Here is a 20104-nt window from a genome sequence, read left to right on the forward strand (position 1 = left end):
TAAAATATTAATACTAACGAATTGGAGAATAATGTTTTACAAATTCCATAAAAAAACTGGTGATTTTGCCAACCAAAGAGTACGAAAATTAGGTAGAAAATTAGCTACTAAAAAAGTCGGACATACTGGTATTTTAGATCCTTTAGCTAGTGGATTAATGATTGTGGCTACAGATTCAGATACTAAATTACTTTCATACATTTCAGATAAAACTAAAACATATATTGCTAGTTGCAAATTTGGTTTTTATTCTGATTCGTATGACATTTGTACTGAAACTAAAGTGGTTAAGGGCAATAAAATTACCAAAGAAGTTTTAATCAAAGCTATTGAACATGTAAAAACATTAACAGAACAAATTCCGCCAATATATAGTGCTAAAAGTATTAATGGTACTCGAGCTTATGAATGTGCTCGAAATAACATTGAAGTAGAGCTAAAACCACAGAAAATTCAGATATTTAGTCTTGAATTACTTGAATTTAATGAAGTAAAACAAGAAGCTAAATTTTTGATGGATGTTTCAGAAGGTACATATGTTAGAAGTGTATTAATGGATATTGCAAAGTTTTGCAATAATAGCTGTGTAATGTCTGAATTAGTTCGAACTAAATGTGGCAAGATTAAGCTAGATAATCTTGAGGCTGACGGTTTTGAAACACTTGATATTAATGAATTATTTGATGTACCGCTTATTGAAATTGATGAAAGTTTTTATAAAGCACTAAAAAATGGAAATTCATTTAGATATCAAATAAATGATGGAACTTATTTTATATTTGACCCAACTCAAAACCATATCGTAGCTATTGGTTTTGTTAAAGATAACATTTTTCAACCTAAAAAAGTTCTAATAGAGAGGTTATAATGAAACAATTGCAAGATATTATAAAAGTTGCTGCATTCGATGTAGATGGCACAATTTTACCTAATGGTACAACTAGATTTTCAGAAAAAACTAGATCAATGTTTAAATTACTAAAAGATAAAGGTATCACCACAGTAATTTCAACAGCTAGAGAATTTGCAACTATTGGTGATTTTTTAGAGCAATTAGATCCAGTTGATTATTTTATTGGAGCAAATGGAGCTTTTATTTGAGACAATAAAGCTAAACAATTCATTTTCAAAGCTTCATTAATTAAAGAAGAAGTAGTTGATTTATATGATCGTTATGCTGATAAAATTGATGGTTTTTCAGTTACAGATTTTGATACAGTGTATAAATCACCTAAATTAAATGTTGATACATGATTTGCTAAACCATTTGAACATAATTACAAAGATTTTGATGACGCTTATTTAAGTAGAACTGATTTATATGTAGTAACAATTACAAGTCAAAATACTCGTGAGTTATCAAATGAAGTCGAAGAATACATCAAGCAAAAAGGATACCAAATGGAAGTTTCAGCTCGTTGATCACATGGATTCTTCCTTGGTCCAGTTGGTATTACAAAAAGTCATACTTTAGAAATTTTGTGCAACAAACTAGGTTATTCTATGAATAACTTAATTGCCTTTGGTGATAGTTCAAATGACTATGAAATGATTAAAGACGCTTTTTATGGTGTAGCCATGGAAAGAGCTAACGATAAAATTAAACGAGTAGCAAAAGACATCGCTATGGACTGTGAATATGACGGATGTTATTGAAAATTAAAGGAATTAAAATTAATTTAATTTTATATAATATAAATTATGAAAACGACTAAAGATAATACGACTAAAGATAATATGACTAAAGAAAAACTAAAAGAAATAAATGATTTAATGGCTGAATTATATGATGTAATTGATGAAATAGATGATTTATTTGGTGAACAAGCTGCTAAAGAAAAAAAGAAAAAAAAGAAGTAGGTTTAGCAGTTTATAGTCTTCTTGATTTTATTGCTGAAGAAAATGATAATTTTTTAATCGGTTCTTTCGAATCTTTTCACATAGGTCACTATCAACTATATCGTGAACTTATGGCTCAAAAACAAGGTAGAAAATTTATAGTTGTTTTTAGCTTGAATTCATCAATGGATAAGTTTACTGACCATATTTTTACTGACGATAATGCTAGATATACTAAATTTGCTGAATTAGATATTGATGGCATTATTGAGTTAGATTTTATAAGTGTGGCTGGACTTGAAGCAAAAGAATTTTTAAATAAACTAACTCAAAACAAAAAAACTAAAATAATAGTAGGTGAAGACTTTAGATTTGGTAAAGGGGCTAACACAACTGCTAGCGAAATTACTTCGTTAAATCCAAACATCACTTGCATTATTAAATCTATTTATAAAGTGACTGGTTTAAAGCTTGGAACTAAAAGACTAAAAGAAACACTTGAATTTGGTCAAGTTAGTTTTGTCAATGATTTATTAGTTTGAAATTACACTTTTAGCTGCCAATTTCAATCACAAAACGAAATTATTACTCATCCAAAATTAGCAATAATGCACAAAGGTGTTTATGCTGTGTTTGTGCATGTTGATGGCTTTGCATATTATGCCTTAATGCACATTAACTTTGATGGAAAGCGCATTATTTACCTAATTGATGAAGAAAATAGTTTTATCAAAGAAAAAACAATTGGTTTAATTGAGGTAGTTAAAGAAGTTAGATTAATAGCTAATAAAAAATATGATTTAATTGCAGCAGAAGATGTATTAGAAGCAAAAACTATTTTTAAAGAGTACATTTAAGCTGAATTTATCGGTTTAAAAATAATATATGCAAATTTAACTTTAAAATTAAAAATGTTATACTATATAAAGTAATCCCAATTTAGTAAGGAACATAAATTTTATACTTGGTATTGACAAATGTAATGCTAGGTTTAAAACATAATAAAAGGAGTATATTATGGTTTCAAAAGAAAGAAAAGCTGAATTAGTTAAACAATTTGGTAAAGACGCAAAAGATACAGGTAATGCAGTGGTACAAATTGCTATCTTAACAGAAGATATCGAATCATTAAAACCACACTTTTTAGCTAACAAAAAAGACAACCACTCAAGAAGAGGTTTCTTAGCTAAAATTTCAAAACGTAAATCTTTATTAAAACACTTAAAAGAAAACGATTTTGAAGCATACAACAAATGTATTCAAGCATTAAACATTCGTAAATAATGTTTATTTGTCGTTAAAGTTGCGTTGGCAACTTTTTCTTTTTCCTTTTTTAGTATAGTTTTAGTATAAAAGTAGTTTATTTCTTAATAGTAAGTTAGGAGAAAAAAATGGAAAGCAAAAAACAAAATACAAAAAACTTAGAAATATCACCTGAAATTGATTTATATACAATTTCAGAAGATAATAAAAAAGTAATCCAAAATGCTATTAAAGAAATAGAAAAAAAATATGGTAAAGAATCAATTATGCTTTTAGGTCAAGTGCCTGATGTTAAGGTTGAAACTGTGCATAGTGGAAGCTATTCACTTGATCAAGCTTTAGGGATTGGCGGCATACCTAAAGGGAGAATTATCGAAATTTATGGGCCTGAAAGCTGTGGAAAAACCACCTTAAGCTTACATATTATTGCTGAAATGCAAAAACAAGGCGGTATAGCTGCTTTTATTGATGCTGAGCATTCAATTGACCCTAGCTACGCTTCTAATATAGGTGTTAATGTTGATAATTTAATTGTAAGTCAACCAGATTCAGGTGAACAAGCCTTAGAAATTGTAGATATACTAGCAAAATCAGGCAAAATCGATTTAATTGTAGTTGATTCAGTTGCTGCCTTAGTACCTGAAGCTGAATTAAACGGAGAAATGTCTGATCAACAAATTGGTCTTCAAGCTAGATTAATGTCGAAAGCTTTAAGGAAAATAACTGGTAACTTAAACAAAAATAAAACTACAATTATTTTCATTAACCAAATTAGAGAAAAAGTAGGTGTAATTTTTGGAAACCCTGAAACTACACCTGGTGGTAGAGCGCTTAAATTTTACTCATCAATTAGAATTGAAGTTCGTAAAGGTTCGCAAATTAATGAATCAAAAGATATTATCGGAAACGAAATTAAATTTAAGGTAGTAAAAAATAAATTAGCAGCTCCTTACAAAGCAGCTCAAAGTGAAATTTATTTTGCTAGAGGAATAGATAATTTAGGTGAATTAGTTGATATAGCGTGCGAAAAAGGAATCTTTGAGAAAAAAGGTGCATGATACGCTTATAACGGCGAAAATATTGCCCAAGGTAAAAAGCAGCTAAAGACTACATTGAAGCTCATAAAGATGTTAAACAAATTATTTTAAATAGCATAAAACCAGCTAATTAAAACTCTTAACTCCAATTTCTTATAAGTTGGAGTTTTTTGTATTAAAAAAAGCCAGAAGTGGCTTTTTTGGTCAAATAAATGATATGGAGCGAGTGAAGGGAATCGAACCCTCATAGTCAGCTTGGAAGGCTGAAGTTCTGCCATTAAACTACACTCGCATCTGTCGTGATAATAGTATAACATATATTTTTAATTTTTAACAAATTTTTTTATTTTTTTGTAATTTTTTTATCACGACATAAATTATATAAATAATACTAATTATGAATCGATGTTTGTTACATATTTAGCGTTTTTCTCAATAAATTCTTTTCTAGGAACAACATCATCACCCATTAAAGCCACAAATGTTTGATCTGCTTTTATAGCATCATGAATTTGAACTTGTAGCATTTTACGACGAGCTGGATCCATGGTTGTTTCTCACAACTGTTCTGGATTCATTTCTCCAAGTCCTTTGTATCTTTGGATAGTAATTTTTTGATTTGGATTTAGTTTAGCGATGATTTCATCTTTTTGAACATCATTGTAAGCGTATTCAATTGTTTTGTTTTGTTGAATTTTATATAAAGGAGGTTGAGCAATATATACAAAACCATACTCAATTAATGGTTTAAAGTATCTATAAAAGAAAGTTAATAACAATGTTCTAATGTGAGCACCATCAACATCGGCATCGGTCATAATAACAATTTTATGGTATCTAAGTTTATTGATATTAAAATCATCACCAAGACCAGTTCCTAGTGCAGTAATTAAAGATAAAATCTCTTCGTTTTCGATAACTTTGTGTTGTCTAGCTTTTTCAACATTAATAACTTTACCTCTCAGCGGTAAAATTGCTTGAGTAACTCTATCTCTACCCATTTTAGCACTACCACCAGCTGAATTACCCTCAACGATGTATAATTCGCTAATTTCTGCATTTTTAGATGAACAATCAGATAGTTTTCCAGGAAGTCCACCATTATCAAAAACACCTTTTCTTCTAGCATTATCTCTAGCTGCTGTAGAAGCTAATCTACTTTTACGAGCTAAAGTGGCAATTTCGATAATCTTTTTAGCTAAATCAGGTTGTTCATTAAGTAATCTTTCAAATACTTCTGAAAAGATTTTATTAACTGCTTGTCTTGCTTCTTTTGAGTTTAATTTAGATTTAGTTTGACCTTCAAATTGTGGGTTAGGTAATTTAACTAAAATAACTGCAGTTAATCCTTCAGTTAAATCTTCACGAGTGAATTTTTCAGCTTCAGCTTTAATAAAGTTTTTATTTAAAGCATAGTTATTAACTAAACGCATAATTGCATCATAAAAACCATAAACATGAGTTCCACCTTCATTAGTTTGAATGTTGTTGGCATATGAAAGAATATTGCTTCTGTATTGATCAAATGAATATTGGCAAGCTACTTCGACATTAACGAATAAATCTAAACCACTATCACTTTTACCTGCATCAAATCTACCTTCAGCATAAATGATTTCATCTGAAATTTGTTGGTTTTTTTCTACTAATTCTCTAACATAGTCTTTAACACCGTTTTCGTAGTAGAATTCAACAAATTCTCCATCTCTTTCATCATTTACACTAATGTGAAGATTTTTATTTAAGTGAGCAATTTGTTTAACGTGGTCAACAATGATATCTTTATCAAAGTCAATTTTATCCATAATAGTGTAGTCTGGGTGGAACATAATCTTTGTTCCAGTTTCTTCTAATGGACATTCAGCTATAACTGTAGTTGATTGAACTAATTTACCACCGTTAGCAAATTTTACATAGTGTAATTTTCCTTCACGTTTAACTCAAGCTTCAAAATTATCACTTAACGCATTAACAACACTAGCTCCAACTCCGTGTAACCCACCAGAAACACTATAAGCTTGGTTTTCAAACTTACCACCAGCGTTTAGTTCTTTTAAAACTACTTCTAGTGCACTAACATTAAATTTAGGGTGAATTTGAGTTGGTATTCCACGACCATCATCTTCAACGATAATGCTTCCGTCTTTTGTAATAGTAATAGCAATATTGTGTGCGTAGCCAGCTAAAAACTCATCAACAGAGTTATCGACAATCTCTCAAACTAAATGGTGTAAACCGGTTTTAGTGGTAGAACCGATATACATCCCTGGTCTTTTTCTTACGTGTTCTAAACCTGATAAATGTTTAATACTACCAGCGTCATAATTGTTCTTGTTTTGCTCCATGAACACTCCTTAATTTATATAATTAATTATATTAATTATATAACAATTTATTTGGTTTGTAAGCCACCTTTAGTATCTTTTGAAAATTTAAAATAAAAAAAGCAGCTCCCTATTTTCACCTTTTGGCTATCGTCGGCACTAAAGAGCTTAACTACTGAGTTCGGAATGGGATCAGGTGTACCTCTTTGCTATAACCACTTGATAATAGTATACACCAAAACTTTTTAAAGTCAAATAATTTTTTAACTTTTTAGTCTGATGCTACGAATAATTTTGCTTAACTTACAAATTAAGTATTCAGTAAATTGTTTTAGTTCTTCTAAATTCATACTTTCACCATACACTTTGGTTAAAAGTTCTAACACATTATCATATGTAATGTTTTGAAGTTCTAATAAGTTTAATAACTCTTCAGTTGTTAGTTTTAGAAAGTGTTGATATTTATCAATTAACATTGGTTCAAATGAATGTGATCTACATCTAGGGATATCGATTGTAATATCACCTATTTCAGTATGAATAATTTTTTTATTAGCTCCATTTTTATAAGCTAATTTATCACTGGTTTCATTTTGTCTTTGTTTATCCAAAAACATTTCAAATTCATATTCAATTAATAAATCAACAATTTTACAAAGTAAGAATTTAAGAACACGGTGTGGATTTTTTGAAGGATTAATGTTTAGTTTTGCAACAAAACTATTTACTAATTCGTCATCGTGAGGAAAAGATTTCATTTTACTCCAAGTTGATACAAAATTAATTTCATTGTTGCTGGCAACAACCATTTTTTATATTTCAACCTAATATAAAAAATGGTGCTCTGTATGAGAATCGAACTCACGATAGATGATTACGAGTCAACCGTTATACCACTTAACTAACAGAGCAATATTTATATATAAAAATATTATATAAGGTTTTTTAAAATGGGTTATTTTTCTGTATTTTGTGAAAATTTCCATAGTTTAGTAAAACTAAGTAATATTCTTTGGTAGCTTTACAAACTGATTGCTTTAATTAAATATAAACTAAAAATAAAAAATGAAGCTGTACTTCATTTTCAATTTAAATTTCAGACAATTAGTTTTCTTCAGATAAAAGTAAGTCTTCTAAGTATTTTTTTCTTAGAGGAATAATTTTTTTGCTTTCTAAAGCTTTCTTAATAGCTGCGTTGTGTTTTTCTGGAGATAATTTACGTTGATCAAAGTAAACGATTGTTTTATCTCAATCTTGGAAAATAGCTTCAGCAAAGAAACCAGCGATCATTTTTACAACATATGATTGTTTAGATTTAATGTCTGCAACTAATTGTAAATATTCTTCTTTGAAGTTTACTAACATATAGTTTCTCATTAATAATCTAATTGCATATCTTACTGTATACTCATGTCTTGAACGTAATCAAGTTTTCACTAATTCATAAATTTGTGGATCTTCTTTATCGAAAATATCAACACTTAATGAATCACAAACTCATCAGTTGTTAATCATTTTAACAAAGTGTTTTGTTTCTCTTAAAGCAACTCTAGGTTCTTTAATTAAAGCAATTAGTTCTCCGTGAAGCATGTATTGTTCGTAATATTGGTGTTCATCGTTAGCTAAAAAATCTAAACATTCATCTTGTTCTTTTTCTCATAATGTTTTAGCTAATTTTCTAATTGTAGGTGTTTCAACTCCAATAACTTCTTTTGGATCTAGTTGAGTTACTGTTCTTAAAATATGTTCTTTTTGTTTTTCATCAGCTAATCTTAATAAATCAGCTTCGAAGGTTCTTCTACCCATAAATTTCCTCACTTTTGATATATATAATTAAATTATAAAATATTTTTTTGCCGGAGAAAAAATACTTCAATATAGTTTAAACGATTATAACTGAAAATTTTAGTGTTATCACTAAATATTTTAAAATCATTTTGCCTAAAAAAGTATAACAATGATAATTTATAGCACTTAAATACCAAAAGAATTGAAAAATGAAAAAACTTAGTGTCAAACTAAGTTTTTTAAAATAAAAAAAGTTTGATACATAAATATCAAACATTAATTATTTGATGGTGGAGATGAGGGGAGTCGAACCCCTGTCCATCGTGTTAAATACAAACCAGTTTCTACAGTTTAGTCAATTTTCAGTTTTTAAGTTTAACCAAATCAGTAAAACTGACAAACTAAATTTAATCAAACTTGGAAAAATTTAATAATCTAGCTACCAACACTAAATTACGAGCTTTTACTTACGTACCTTAGCCTAAAAGCATCAGCTAAATACGTTACGCGCTATAATTAAGCGAATGCGTAAAATGATTGTGAATTCATAGCTAAGTTAGCGTATGAAACTTCTTTTTCTTCGTTTCCGTTTAGAAAAACCTAGAAGCAATTATAGTCTGCCACACTACTGCCGCCACTTTTACCCAACACATGTCGAAACCATTACATCCCCTAGTAAAAATTTTTAATGGTTTTTTGTAACCTTTTTTGTGTTTCTTCTTGAATTATTTTATCACGTTTATCGTGTTTTTTTAATCCACGAGCTAAAGCGATTTCAAGTTTTATTTTTGAGTTTTTGTTAAAGTACATCGCTAAAGGAATAATAGTTAATTTTAGTGATTCACTTTTGTGTTTAATCTTACGAATTTCACTTTTATGTAAAAGTAATTTACGATCACGAGTTTCATCACATTTAACTAACATATATTGCTTAAAGTTAGCGTTTTTTAGATAGATTTCATCTTTATAAATAGAACAGAAAGCTGCATTAATTTGAACTTGATTAGCACGAGCAGTTTTTACTTCTCATCCTAATAATTCCATACCAGCTTCAAATTTATCTATAATCTCATAATCATGATGTGCTCTTTTGTTTTTAGTGATAATTTTCATAAGTAATAATATTTTAATATTTTATTTTAATTTTATTATTATCTTTTAATGATTTCTCTAGTATCTAGATTGTAAATTGTGCTAGCTACGCCACTAACTTTACCAAAATCATAAATTTTAGATACTTCAGGAAACACTTCTTTAGCTTGAGAAATATTAATTGGTTCACAACCAGATTTATTTGCACTGGTCATATAAATTGGACCGTTATTAACTAAATATTCAAGTAATTTAGCTTGATTTGGCATTCGAAAACCTTGGTCATTAACAACTATACTGTTTGCACCTGGTCATACTTTTTTAGCTAGTTTATCAGCTTCTTCGTTTCACTGTTTAAAACTTTGAGCTTGTTTTAGAGAGCCAACCAAAATCATTATTTTTTTATTTTTAGGACGATTTTTTAACTCATAAATTAACTCTAAAGTTTGTTCATTAATAGGTCCACCGATGCCACAGACAGTGTCAGTTGTACAAATAATGATGTCTTTATATTTGTTATTCATAGTTCAATTATATAAAAAAACCATCATAAAGATGGCTATTTGACATTAAAGCGTTATAGCTCGATGTCGGCTCATTAAAAGTATTATATACAATTATTTTGTTAATTGATTTAAAAAGAATGAATTAAATTGTTCTTTTTCTTTGTTGTATGTTAAGTAGCCTGGTTGAACTAGTGTTGGTTGCTCTAAAACAGCTTCTTCTAGTTTTTCCACTTCGTGATATTCTTCTGTTGCAAATTCTTCTTTTGCTACTGAAGTAGCTACTGGTGCAGCATAAGCAGCAAGCGCAGCATCTTGGTATAGTTTGTGTGATACGTGTTGTGGACTTTCTTCTTCACAGCAACATTCTTCTCAATTGTGCTCTTCAGCAAGTCCATGCACTTCAACTTCTGGTTTACAGTCGTTTTTGCATTCACTATCAGCGTGTTCAGAACAATCACATAGTTCGTTAGTTGCTTCTTCACAAGCACAATCTTCTTGCACTGTATCTTCAACCACAACTTCTTCGCATCCACATAAATTCATGCAACATTCAGCAGTTGTAGCAGCGTGAATGAATTGTGCATTTTTATTAGCATCACAGCAATCTTCACATCTAGCTCCACCAACTGGCTCCATTACAGTTTCTTCCATTAATACTGGAGCAACTGGTGCAATTTTTGTTACGTTAACAGGAGCTGGTTGCTCTTCTAATTGTACTTGTTGATTTAATTCTTTTTTAGTTACAGGTTTTAATTCGTTTTCTTCATCATCAAACATAATTTGACCTGGTTCTTCATGTTCAAATTCATCATATACAACTGATTGTAATTTTGGTTTTGTTTCAATTACCTCAGCTGGAACAAACACTTCTTCATGTAGTTTGTAAGCTTTTTCTTTAGCTTGTTGGTCTTGTTCTTGTAATACTTCACAAACACATTCACCTAAACAACCACAAGTTAATAACTCACATTCACAACGGTCGTTGTGTGAATTGTCGTGTCCTTCAACTCTATTTGGTTGAGGTTGTAAAACTTCTTGAACTTGTTTTTCTTTAGCAACTGGTTGTGAATTTAATTCTTTAGTTTCTAATACTTCAACTACTTGATCTTTAGCATCAGCAACGATACGTTCGAATTCGTTTTTTCTTCTTGAGTGTTTGAATTTGTTATCTCTTCTACTCATTATTGCTCCTGGTTAAATTTCATTTACTAACTAATATTATATATTATATATTTAGTTCTAAATTTAGTTATTAAAATAACTTTTACACCTTATGATTTCACAGCGTTTGCAGTTTTTTCATATTCACTAGCAATTTTGTTAAATGAATAAGGATGATAGTTTTGTGGTTCTTGATCAGATTCAGATTCTTCTTCGCCATAACCCTCGGCTCAATATCAAGGGTTATTTTTTTGTTCTTCTAATCTTTGGTGATATGCTTCTAAAATAATGCTTTCAAAATCTGAATCTGTGTTTGATAACACAATATTTGAGTAATGACTCATGATATAGTTTTTAACTTCTTGGTATAAAGGATCATTTTTGGTTTCTTTATCAACAAGTGATTGGCGACCAATACGGTCTGAAAAAATAGCTAATAACACATCAAAAGCGATGTTATCAATCATTCTACGGAAGATTTTAGTTCCTTCTTCGGTATAGATTTGATATGGGTTTTTTTGTGAATATTGCACTAAGTTAACATTTTGACGCAATTTATCCATTTTGTTGATATGTTTTTTTCATCTACCATCTAGTTTTTTGATAATAATTGTTCTTTGTAACAATTCAACATCTTCTGGTCTAACTTTATCTAAAGCATTTTCTTTTCAATGGTTATAAATGTTTAAGATAATGTTTCCAATGTAATCAGGTAAGTCGTTTTTGTGAATTTTACTAATGTCTTTTAATTGGAAATTATATTCAAGTAAGTGACTAATGTTTTCATTTAAGAAATTAGTTAAAGAAGCATAATCATAAACATGGTTTTTTAGTGAATATTCTGGGTTATTAACTATAGATCTTGCTGCTGCTAAAAACATTCTTTTAACTATATAATCAATATTTTTAGATGCTAGAATATAATCTCTTTGAGCGTAAATTAAGTCTCTTTGTTGTCTAATAACATCATCGTAGTTTAAAACAGACTTACGAGATTCAAAGTTCATTCCTTCAATTTTCTTTTGTACGCTATTGGTTAACATTCTAAGTTGTCTATCAGTTACTTCTGTTCCAGCTTGATCTCCATAAGCTTCTTTAAAGGCTTCGTTATTTGAGAAACGTTTGAATAATTGGTCATCAAAACAAATATAAAACTTACTTGTACCAACATCTCCTTGACGACCACTTCTACCTCTTAACTGGTTATCAATTCTTCTTGATTCAGCTTTATCAGTACCTAAAACATATAATCCACCAAGTGCAATAGCTTCTGGTGAAGGTTTAATATCTGTTCCTCTACCTGCCATATTGGTTGCGATGGTAACAGCTTTAACTTGTCCAGCTTGTGAAATAATTTCAGCTTCACTAGCGTTTTGTTTAGCGTTAAGCACTTTATGAGGTATTCCAGCATTTAATAAGTGCTTGTGTAATGCATCTGAATCTTCGATTTGAGCAGTACCAATTAAAACTGGTTGTCCTTTTTCATATAGTTCTTTAACTTTTTCAGTTACAGCATTTCATTTATCTTCAGCGCTAACAAAAAACGCATCAGGTAAATCAACACGAGCAATTGGTTTATTAGTTGGAACAACATTTACACGCATATTGTAAATATCGATAAATTCTTGTTCTTCGGTTTTTCCAGTACCGGTCATACCGCAAAGCTTTTTAAACATCCTAAAGAAGTTTTGGTATGTAATAGTTGCTAAAGTTTGAGTTTCTCCTTCGATATCCACACCTTCTTTAGCTTGAATTGCTTGGTGGAGTCCTTCTGAGTAACTTCTTCCTTCCATTACCCTACCAGTAAAAGCGTCAACTAGCTCAATTTTTCCAGCTTTAACGATGTATTCTACATCACAAAACATTGTTTTATGAGCTCTTAAAGCATTTTGAATTAAGTGAATTCATTCACTGTTTTCGAAATTATAGAAAGTATCAACTTCAAAGTATTTTTTAGCTTTATCAATACCTGAATGTGTTAAAATAACACCTTTACTTTCTTCGTCAATTAAATAATCATTTGGACCTAGAGTTCTAACAAATCTGTCAGCACTAAAGTATCTAGAATTATCTTCAGCTTCTCCACCTGAAATAATTAGAGGTGTTTTAGCTTCATCAATTAAAATTGAATCTACCTCATCGATTAAACAAAAGTACAGACCTCTTTGAACTTTATCACTTAAGTTTTGAACTCCATTATCACGTAAGTAGTCAAATCCTAATTCTGAGTGAACTGAGTAAGTAATATCTGCTTGGTACGCTTTACGTTTATTTGTAGCATCCATTTGTGCTTTGTTAACACCAACTGTTAAACCTAAAAAGTTAAACACTTGCCCCATTTCTTCAGCATCACGTTCAGTTAAGTATTCGTTAACTGTTGAAACAATCGCACCTTTACCAGGTAAAGCGTTTAAATAAACTGGAGCAATTGAAGTAATAGTTTTACCTTCACCAGTTTTCATTTCAGCAACTGACCCTAAATCTAAAAGTACTCCACCCATCATTTGACAATCATATGGACGTTTTCCTAATACACGTTTTGTAGCTTCTCTAGCAACTGCAAAAACTTCATTTCTAATATCATCAGTTGTAAAACCTTGACTTAAAAGTTTTCTAAAATGAACTGTTTGAGCTTTAAGTTCTTCGTCTGTCATTTTTGCAACTTCACTTTCAAGTAAAGCTATTTCTTTAACCGCTTTTTCAGCTACACGCATTTCAGCGCTTTTAATATCAAAAGCTTTTTTAACTTTATTTCACTTACTCATATGACTCCTTTGTTCTATTTTATAAAAATAGAAGGTATAAAAATTATACATTTCATTTAGAAATTTGTTGCATTTTTTGGACTTTTTTATTCTTGAAAATTTGATAAAAATAATTTTTATATTTTATGAGTAATTTTTTTTACAATAATTTTCCAAATTATGTATTGAAACCAGTGTTTAAGTAAAAATATCAATATAAATTTGATTAATTTAGTTATTAAATCGAAAAACTAAATTAAAAAATAATTTTTTATTACACTAAATAATTCATTTAACTTTATTTTTATTAAAAATAAAATGTAAAAATATGATAAAATAACATACATGCTAAAACAAAACATGCAACAAATTGTAAATCACTTAAAAAACAGTGGTTTTGTATTCCAAGGTAGTGAAATTTATGGAGGACTTTCAAACACATGAGATTATGGTCCTCTTGGTTCATTGCTAAAAGATAACATTGAGAAGGAATGAAAAAAGGAGTTCATCCTTAAAGAACCAAACAACTTTTTAATTGACTCAAAAATTTTAATGAATCCACAAGTGTGAGTCACAAGTGGACACGTAGGAAATTTTAGTGATCCATTAATTGAAAACAAGGTTAACGGTAAGCGTTATCGTGCTGATAAATTAATTCAAGAAGTAGATCCAAACATCATTCCTGAAAAAATGACATTTGAACAAATGCGTGAATTTGTCGTAGAACACATTAAAGAATACGAAGGTGATAAAACTGATTGAACTGAAATCAAACAGTTTAATTTAATGTTTGAAACTCGCCAAGGTGTTACAGAAGATTCAAAATCAAAAGTTTATTTAAGACCAGAAACTGCTCAAGGTATTTTTGTTAATTTCAAAAATGTTCAAAGAACTACAAGAGCAAAACTTCCATTTGGTATTGGACAAGTTGGAAAAAGTTTTAGAAATGAAGTAACCCCTGGAAACTTCATTTTCAGAACTAGAGAATTTGAACAAATGGAATTAGAATTTTTCACTATGCCTCAAGAAGCAAGTAAGTGATTTGAATACTACATTCAAAAGGCTTATAAATTTGTTCAAAATTTAGGTATTAAACAAGAATCAATTCGTGTAAGAGCTCACGATGCTGAAGAATTATCACACTATTCAGCAGGAACTAGTGATATCGAATTCAATTTCCCATTTGGTTGAGGTGAACTTTTAGGAGTTGCCAACAGAACTAATTATGATCTAAAATCACATATGGATGCTACAGGTGAATCATTGGATTATTTAGACCCACAAACTAATCAAAAAGTTATTCCATACGTAATTGAACCAAGTATAGGGCTAGATCGTTTAATGTTAGCTGTTATTACTGATGCATATGACGAAGAAGAACTAGAAGGTGAAACTAGAGTTGTTTTACGTTTTGCGAAAAAGATTGCTCCATATCAAGTTGCTGTTTTACCACTTGTTAAAAAGTTATCTGAAAAAGCGCAAGAGATTTTTGATAAATTACTTGATCAAGGAATTTCAGTTACTTATGACGAAACTGGTTCAATTGGTAAAAGATATCGTCGTCAAGATGCAATTGGTACATATTCATGTGTTACAGTTGATTATGACACACTTGAAGATAACTGTGTAACTGTTAGAAATAGAGACACAATGGAACAAACTAGAGTTTCAATTGATGAATTATACAAATACATTTAGTTAAAAGTTTCTAATTAAATTGGGAGGTACTTTTGGCAAATAATTTAATCGCTGAAGAAATTATTCAAGAAATCAAACAAGCTTCAGACATAGTTGAAGTAGTGCGTGAATTTTTATCTTTAGAAAAAAAGGGTAATAATTACATTACCCTTTGTCCGTTTCACGCCGATAATACTCCCAGTTTTTCAATCAACTCACAAAAACAAATAGCTCACTGTTTTGCCTGTTCTAAAACAGTTAATGTTATTACATTTTTAATGGATTACAAAGGTTTAACCTTTGTTGAAGCACTCGAATTTCTTGCTCAAAAAGTAGGAATGAAAATTGATTTTAGTAATTACAAAAAAGCTCCAGTTGCTAAATATAAACCAGAGCAAGAAAAAATCATTCAAGCACTAAATGATATTAATGCTTTTTATAAATCTAAAGTTATCACTAATTTAGAAGTGAGAAATTATTTAGAAAAGCGTGGAATTTTCGATTTCGAAATACGTGAACGATTTAACATCGGTTTTGCACAAGCAAATGACACAAGAAACTTTTTAGAAAATCAACTTAAAATTGAACCAAAATTGATGTTAAAAACAGGTTTAATTAATAGCCAATACAATGAAATTTTTAGAAACCGTATTACTTTCGGTATAAAAAATGATTTAGGTGATATTGTAGGGTTTTCAGCTCGTACAATTGTAGCTGGAGACAGTCCCAAATACATAAATTCACCTGAAACCATAGTTTTTAATAAATCTAACATTCTTTACAACTTTAGCGATGCTCGTGAAGATATTCGCGTTAAAAAAGAAGTAATCATCGTTGAAGGTTTTATGGATGTAATTGCATGTTATAGAGCCGGAATCAAAAACGTTGTAGCTTTAATGGGTGTAGCTTTAACGGATGATCATATTCGAAAAATTCAAAGACAAAAAGTTGTTTTATTCTTAGATGCTGACCAAGCTGGAATAACTGCAATGTTTAAGTCGATCAAAATTTTAATTGCTAATAACTTTGAAATAGATATTATAAAAAACACTAATGGTAAAGATCCAGATGAAATATTAGCTTCAAAAGGTAAGGAAGAATTACTAAACATTGTTTCAAATTCAAGAATTTCACCATTTAATTTTGTGTTCGAATTTTTAGATAAAAAATATGATATTTCGAAAAATAATGATTTTAATAATATCAAGCGTGCTTGTGATGAAATTAAATTCATTTTTGAAAATGCTTCCTATGATTTAAAAAGTTTTATTGAAAATTATATTAAACAACACTGAAATTATGAATTTAAGTTTTTGGTTGCTAAAACTAATGCATATCAATCAAAAACACCTACAAATCAATATGTAAGTACAGAATTTAATGAACCATTTATTAATGATGATTTACATGAAATAAATTTTGAACTAGAAGATATCAATGCAGCGCCAGTTGCTCCACCTGTTCAAAATCAGTCAAATAATTATTACAAAAATTACCAAAAACAAACTCAAAAATACTATCCAAATAGTTCATACAATAATGTAAATAACCAGTATAATTCAAATAATTTAAGAAATACACCAAGTACATACCACCATTTGCATAACTCTTTTATGCATAAATATAAAATTAATGACATTATTTTTGAATGTCTATCTCGCTTATTTTACAATGAAATGTTCTATCGCAATTTTGTTAAAAATAAAGCAGCTTTAATTATTTTTCCAGAAGTAGATAAAAGATATTACCCATTATTTAAGAAAATTTGTGAATATTATAATGCTAAATTTTCAAATAGCCCTACAACTCCAACACTTTATGCTCAATTAAGTAGTGTCATTGAAAATTACATAACTTATGAAGTTCAACAAAAACTAGCTAATCAAAAGCAAATTATCACAGAAGAAAAAGTTAATGAGCATAAAAAAGAAATTATAAGTGATTTAATTGGTGAACCAGATTTAGAACTTCAAATTCCACTAGATACAATCAAGAAAAATTTACTTCTAAATTTAACCAAATACTATCAACCAAAAGACCCACAGTTTAGAGAATGTAAGTCAGCTATAGAATCGTTAGAATCTAAAATTGACGCATTTTAGAAGGAGAATCTATGAATAATTATGATTCAGTTATTGATTTTTTAAAGAAAGAATTAACTAAAAAGAAGAAAAATCATTTTTCACAATCTGAAATTTTAGATATTTTAGATAGAAAAGGATTAGAAGTTGAGCCTGAAGATATTGCTGACTTTTTATCTGTATTAATTAAAAACAAAATCTTACTTGATGAAGTTGATGAAGGTGATGATGATGATGCTTCACTAGAAGATTTTGAAAGTAATTTACAAAAAGATAAAGCAACTAAAAGTGCTAAAAAATCAAAAGAAAAATCAAAAACTACAGATGATTTTGACGATTTAGATTCAGATAACTTTGACGATGAAGAAATTGATTTAGATGATTTCGAAGATGATGAATATACTGAAGATGAAGTTGATGAAGAAGAGTACTTAAAAGCTGACGAAGAAGATAGCGAAGAAGACGAAGAGGAAGAAGAAACTGAAGCCATTTCAAATGATTTTGAAGGTGAATTTAGTGATTTTTACTCAAACGATGAAGATGATGAATATGATAATTCTTCATTTGATTCATTAAGCTTAAACTTCAATGCTGATATTGACTTATCACCTGAAGAAAAAGATAAAAAAAGCTTCTCAAACAAACTTACTGAAACAAACGACATTGTTAAATGATACATGCGTTGAATCGGTAAATACGGAGATATTCTAAACCCTAAAAAAGAAAAAGAATTAGCTGAATTAGTGGTTAAAGGTGGATTTAAAGGTAAAAGAGCTAGAGACCAATTAATTGTTAGAAACTTACGTTTAGTTATTAACAATGCTAAAAAATATAAAAACAGAGGTCTTAGTTTTATCGACTTAATTTCAGAAGGGAACCAAGGTATTTTAAAAGCTGTTCAAAAATTTGATCCTTCTAAAGAATTCAAATTTTCAACATATGCAACCTGATGAATTAAACAAGCTATTACACGCGCAGTAGCTGATCAAGCTAGAACAATTCGTGTTCCTGTTCATATGGTTGAAACAATTAATAAAGTTTCAAAAATTGAGCGTGAATTACAACAAGAATTAGGCAAAGAACCTACAGATGATGATATTGCAAACGAAATCAACAAGAGAGCAATCGAACACTTAAAAGCTAAATGTGAAGCTAGCGGTAAAAAATGTTCTGAATCAGACTATGCATTAAATCCAAAAGAAGAATTTACTACCGAAAGAGTTAGATACATTAGAAAAATCAACATTGATCCAATTTCATTGGATAAACAAGTAGGTAAAGAAAACGATTCTTCATTTAGTGACTTTGTGCAAGATGATAATATTATTTCTCCAATTGAACACGCAGCTCAAGAAGAATTAGAAAGTATTTTGGACGAAATGATTGAAGATTTAGATGATGAAGCAGATAAAGTTTTAATCAGAAAACGTTATGGTGTAGGAAGAGACGAAAACGGTAAAAGATACAGAAACTACTCATTAGAAGAATTAGCAATTGACCGTGGCGGTGTTTCAAAAGAACGTATTCGTCAAATTGAAAACAAAATTCTGAAAAAATTACGTAACAATAACAAATATAATAAATCACTAAAAGATTTACAAAAACACTAATTTTATAGTTATTTAAGCATCATTTTGATGCTTTTTTCATTTTCAGACAAAATAAAAACTATTTTGAACCTAGCGAAAATGATATAATTAATTTAATACAAAATTAGGAGATAAATGAAGTTAAAACAAATGATTAGTGAGCTGGAATTGCTTTATCCACTGGAAAATAAAGAGGTTTGAGACCTAACCGGCTACAGTGTAAAAAGTAATCAAGCTAAAAAATTTAGAGGTGCAATACTGGCAATTGATTTAACTCAAGAGGTAATTGATGAGGCAATTTTACACGATTGTAATTTAATTATTACCCATCATCCTTTTCTGTTTGATAGCGATAAAACAGTAGAATTCGAAAAAGCTCCATATAAACAAAAAATCATAAAACAACTTAAAGAAAACCAAATTACTGCATATTCAATGCACACAAATTACGATGCAGAATTATATGGTACTTCTTACCAAATCATCTATACTCTAGGCTTAAAAGATTATTTTGATACTAATTCACCTAAGTTTTCAGCAATTGTTAATTATGAGACAAACTTTAGAAAAATTACAGCTTTAATTGAAGAAAAAATGAAGCTAAAAGCCTTTAGAACTAATGTTTTAAAACATGATGAAGAACAACCAATTTCCAAAATTGCTTTCTTAAGTGGAAGTGGTTATACTGGTCAAATTAACGAATTAACTCACCAAAATGTTGATTTATTTATCACTAGTGATGTTAAGTGAAGTGAATGAGTTAATTATCACCAAATAGGTGCAAAAATCCTAGAGATTCCTCATTTAGATGAAGAAGTTTTTGCTGAACATTTATACAAACTTTTAACTGAAAAATTCCCAAATGAGCGTATTTACATTAAAAAATTAGCTCTGCCATATCGCAATGTTAAATAAGTTGAAAATGACACCAAAAAAATGGTGTCATTTTTAGTTGTTTTAAAAAGTTATTTTTTGAGCATTATTTTGACTAAAAATAATCTTT

17 protein-coding genes, 2 tRNA genes, 1 rRNA gene and 1 other RNA gene are annotated in these 20104 nt (G+C 29.3%); 10 read left to right on the top strand and 11 right to left on the bottom strand.

Going from position 1 to position 20104, the window contains the following annotated elements; all coding sequences use genetic code 4:
• Positions 1-31 precede the first annotated feature (31 nt).
• From truB to recA, 6 genes are all read left to right on the top strand, one after another.
• Positions 32-868, top strand: coding sequence for a tRNA pseudouridine(55) synthase TruB (truB, locus tag ACJA23_RS00910; RefSeq protein ID WP_406614418.1), 837 nt, complete (start codon positions 32-34; stop codon positions 866-868).
• Positions 868-1683 carry a YcsE-related riboflavin metabolism phosphatase gene (locus tag ACJA23_RS00915; RefSeq protein ID WP_406614420.1) on the top strand — a complete coding sequence of 272 codons (816 nt, stop codon included), beginning with the start codon at positions 868-870 and terminating at the stop codon, positions 1681-1683. Before truB ends, ACJA23_RS00915 begins: the two co-directional genes overlap by 1 nt.
• An 18-nt stretch (positions 1684-1701) precedes the next feature.
• On the top strand, positions 1702-1860 hold the full coding sequence (locus tag ACJA23_RS00920) for a hypothetical protein (protein ID WP_406614422.1): 159 nt from the start codon (positions 1702-1704) through the stop codon (positions 1858-1860).
• A 2-nt stretch (positions 1861-1862) separates the two neighbouring features.
• On the top strand, positions 1863-2696 hold the full coding sequence (locus ACJA23_RS00925) for an FAD synthase (protein ID WP_406614739.1): 834 nt from the start codon (positions 1863-1865) through the stop codon (positions 2694-2696).
• A gap of 160 nt (positions 2697-2856) precedes the next feature.
• Positions 2857-3123 (top strand): 30S ribosomal protein S15, encoded by a 267-nt coding sequence (gene rpsO / locus ACJA23_RS00930; RefSeq protein ID WP_406614424.1) that lies wholly within the window; start codon positions 2857-2859, stop codon positions 3121-3123.
• 107 nt (positions 3124-3230) lie between these two features.
• Positions 3231-4250: a recombinase RecA gene (recA, locus tag ACJA23_RS00935; protein WP_406614426.1), complete on the top strand. Its 1020-nt coding sequence runs from the start codon at positions 3231-3233 to the stop codon at positions 4248-4250.
• Between the two features lie 107 nt (positions 4251-4357).
• Here recA and ACJA23_RS00940 read toward each other — a convergent pair.
• The 11 genes from ACJA23_RS00940 to secA all read right to left on the bottom strand — a co-directional run bounded on the left by ACJA23_RS00940 (position 4358) and on the right by secA (position 13775).
• Positions 4358-4431: transfer RNA gene (locus ACJA23_RS00940), tRNA-Gly, on the bottom strand.
• Between the two features lie 103 nt (positions 4432-4534).
• Entirely contained in the window at positions 4535-6490 is a 1956-nt protein-coding gene (locus ACJA23_RS00945) for a DNA topoisomerase subunit B (RefSeq protein ID WP_406614428.1), read from the bottom strand.
• Positions 6491-6580: 90 nt separating this feature from the next.
• Positions 6581-6686, bottom strand: a 5S ribosomal RNA gene (rrf, locus tag ACJA23_RS00950).
• Between the two features lie 40 nt (positions 6687-6726).
• Positions 6727-7221, bottom strand: coding sequence for a transposase (locus ACJA23_RS00955; RefSeq protein WP_406614430.1), 495 nt, complete (start codon positions 7219-7221; stop codon positions 6727-6729).
• Positions 7222-7300: 79 nt separating this feature from the next.
• Positions 7301-7374, bottom strand: a tRNA-Thr gene (locus tag ACJA23_RS00960).
• A 193-nt stretch (positions 7375-7567) separates the two neighbouring features.
• Positions 7568-8269: a DNA alkylation repair protein gene (locus ACJA23_RS00965; protein WP_406614432.1), complete on the bottom strand. Its 702-nt coding sequence runs from the start codon at positions 8267-8269 to the stop codon at positions 7568-7570.
• Between the two features lie 270 nt (positions 8270-8539).
• Positions 8540-8924: a transfer-messenger RNA gene (gene ssrA, locus ACJA23_RS00970) on the bottom strand.
• A complete protein-coding gene (gene smpB / locus ACJA23_RS00975; RefSeq protein WP_406614434.1) occupies positions 8924-9364 on the bottom strand; it encodes an SsrA-binding protein in 441 nt (146 codons plus the stop codon). Before smpB ends, ssrA begins: the two co-directional genes overlap by 1 nt.
• A gap of 38 nt (positions 9365-9402) precedes the next feature.
• Positions 9403-9867, bottom strand: a complete 465-nt coding sequence (locus ACJA23_RS00980; protein ID WP_406614436.1) for a Sua5/YciO/YrdC/YwlC family protein — start codon at positions 9865-9867, stop codon at positions 9403-9405.
• Between the two features lie 93 nt (positions 9868-9960).
• Positions 9961-11031, bottom strand: coding sequence for a hypothetical protein (locus ACJA23_RS00985; protein WP_406614438.1), 1071 nt, complete (start codon positions 11029-11031; stop codon positions 9961-9963).
• Positions 11032-11120: 89 nt separating this feature from the next.
• A complete protein-coding gene (secA, locus tag ACJA23_RS00990) occupies positions 11121-13775 on the bottom strand; it encodes a preprotein translocase subunit SecA (RefSeq protein WP_406614440.1) in 2655 nt (884 codons plus the stop codon).
• A gap of 324 nt (positions 13776-14099) precedes the next feature.
• Between secA and ACJA23_RS00995 the strand changes: the two genes are divergently transcribed.
• The 4 genes from ACJA23_RS00995 to ACJA23_RS01010 all read left to right on the top strand — a co-directional run bounded on the left by ACJA23_RS00995 (position 14100) and on the right by ACJA23_RS01010 (position 20016).
• Positions 14100-15452, top strand: coding sequence for a glycine--tRNA ligase (locus ACJA23_RS00995; protein WP_406614442.1), 1353 nt, complete (start codon positions 14100-14102; stop codon positions 15450-15452).
• Between the two features lie 32 nt (positions 15453-15484).
• On the top strand, positions 15485-17533 hold the full coding sequence (dnaG, locus tag ACJA23_RS01000; protein WP_406614444.1) for a DNA primase: 2049 nt from the start codon (positions 15485-15487) through the stop codon (positions 17531-17533).
• A gap of 11 nt (positions 17534-17544) precedes the next feature.
• Positions 17545-19122 (top strand): sigma-70 family RNA polymerase sigma factor, encoded by a 1578-nt coding sequence (locus ACJA23_RS01005; protein WP_406614446.1) that lies wholly within the window; start codon positions 17545-17547, stop codon positions 19120-19122.
• A gap of 114 nt (positions 19123-19236) precedes the next feature.
• Positions 19237-20016, top strand: a complete 780-nt coding sequence (locus ACJA23_RS01010) for a Nif3-like dinuclear metal center hexameric protein (RefSeq protein ID WP_406614448.1) — start codon at positions 19237-19239, stop codon at positions 20014-20016.
• Positions 20017-20104: the final 88 nt, after the last annotated feature.

This window comes from Mycoplasma corogypsi (assembly GCF_045276875.1).
Classification (GTDB): Bacteria; Bacillota_I; Bacilli_A; order Mycoplasmatales; family Metamycoplasmataceae; genus Mycoplasmopsis; species Mycoplasmopsis corogypsi.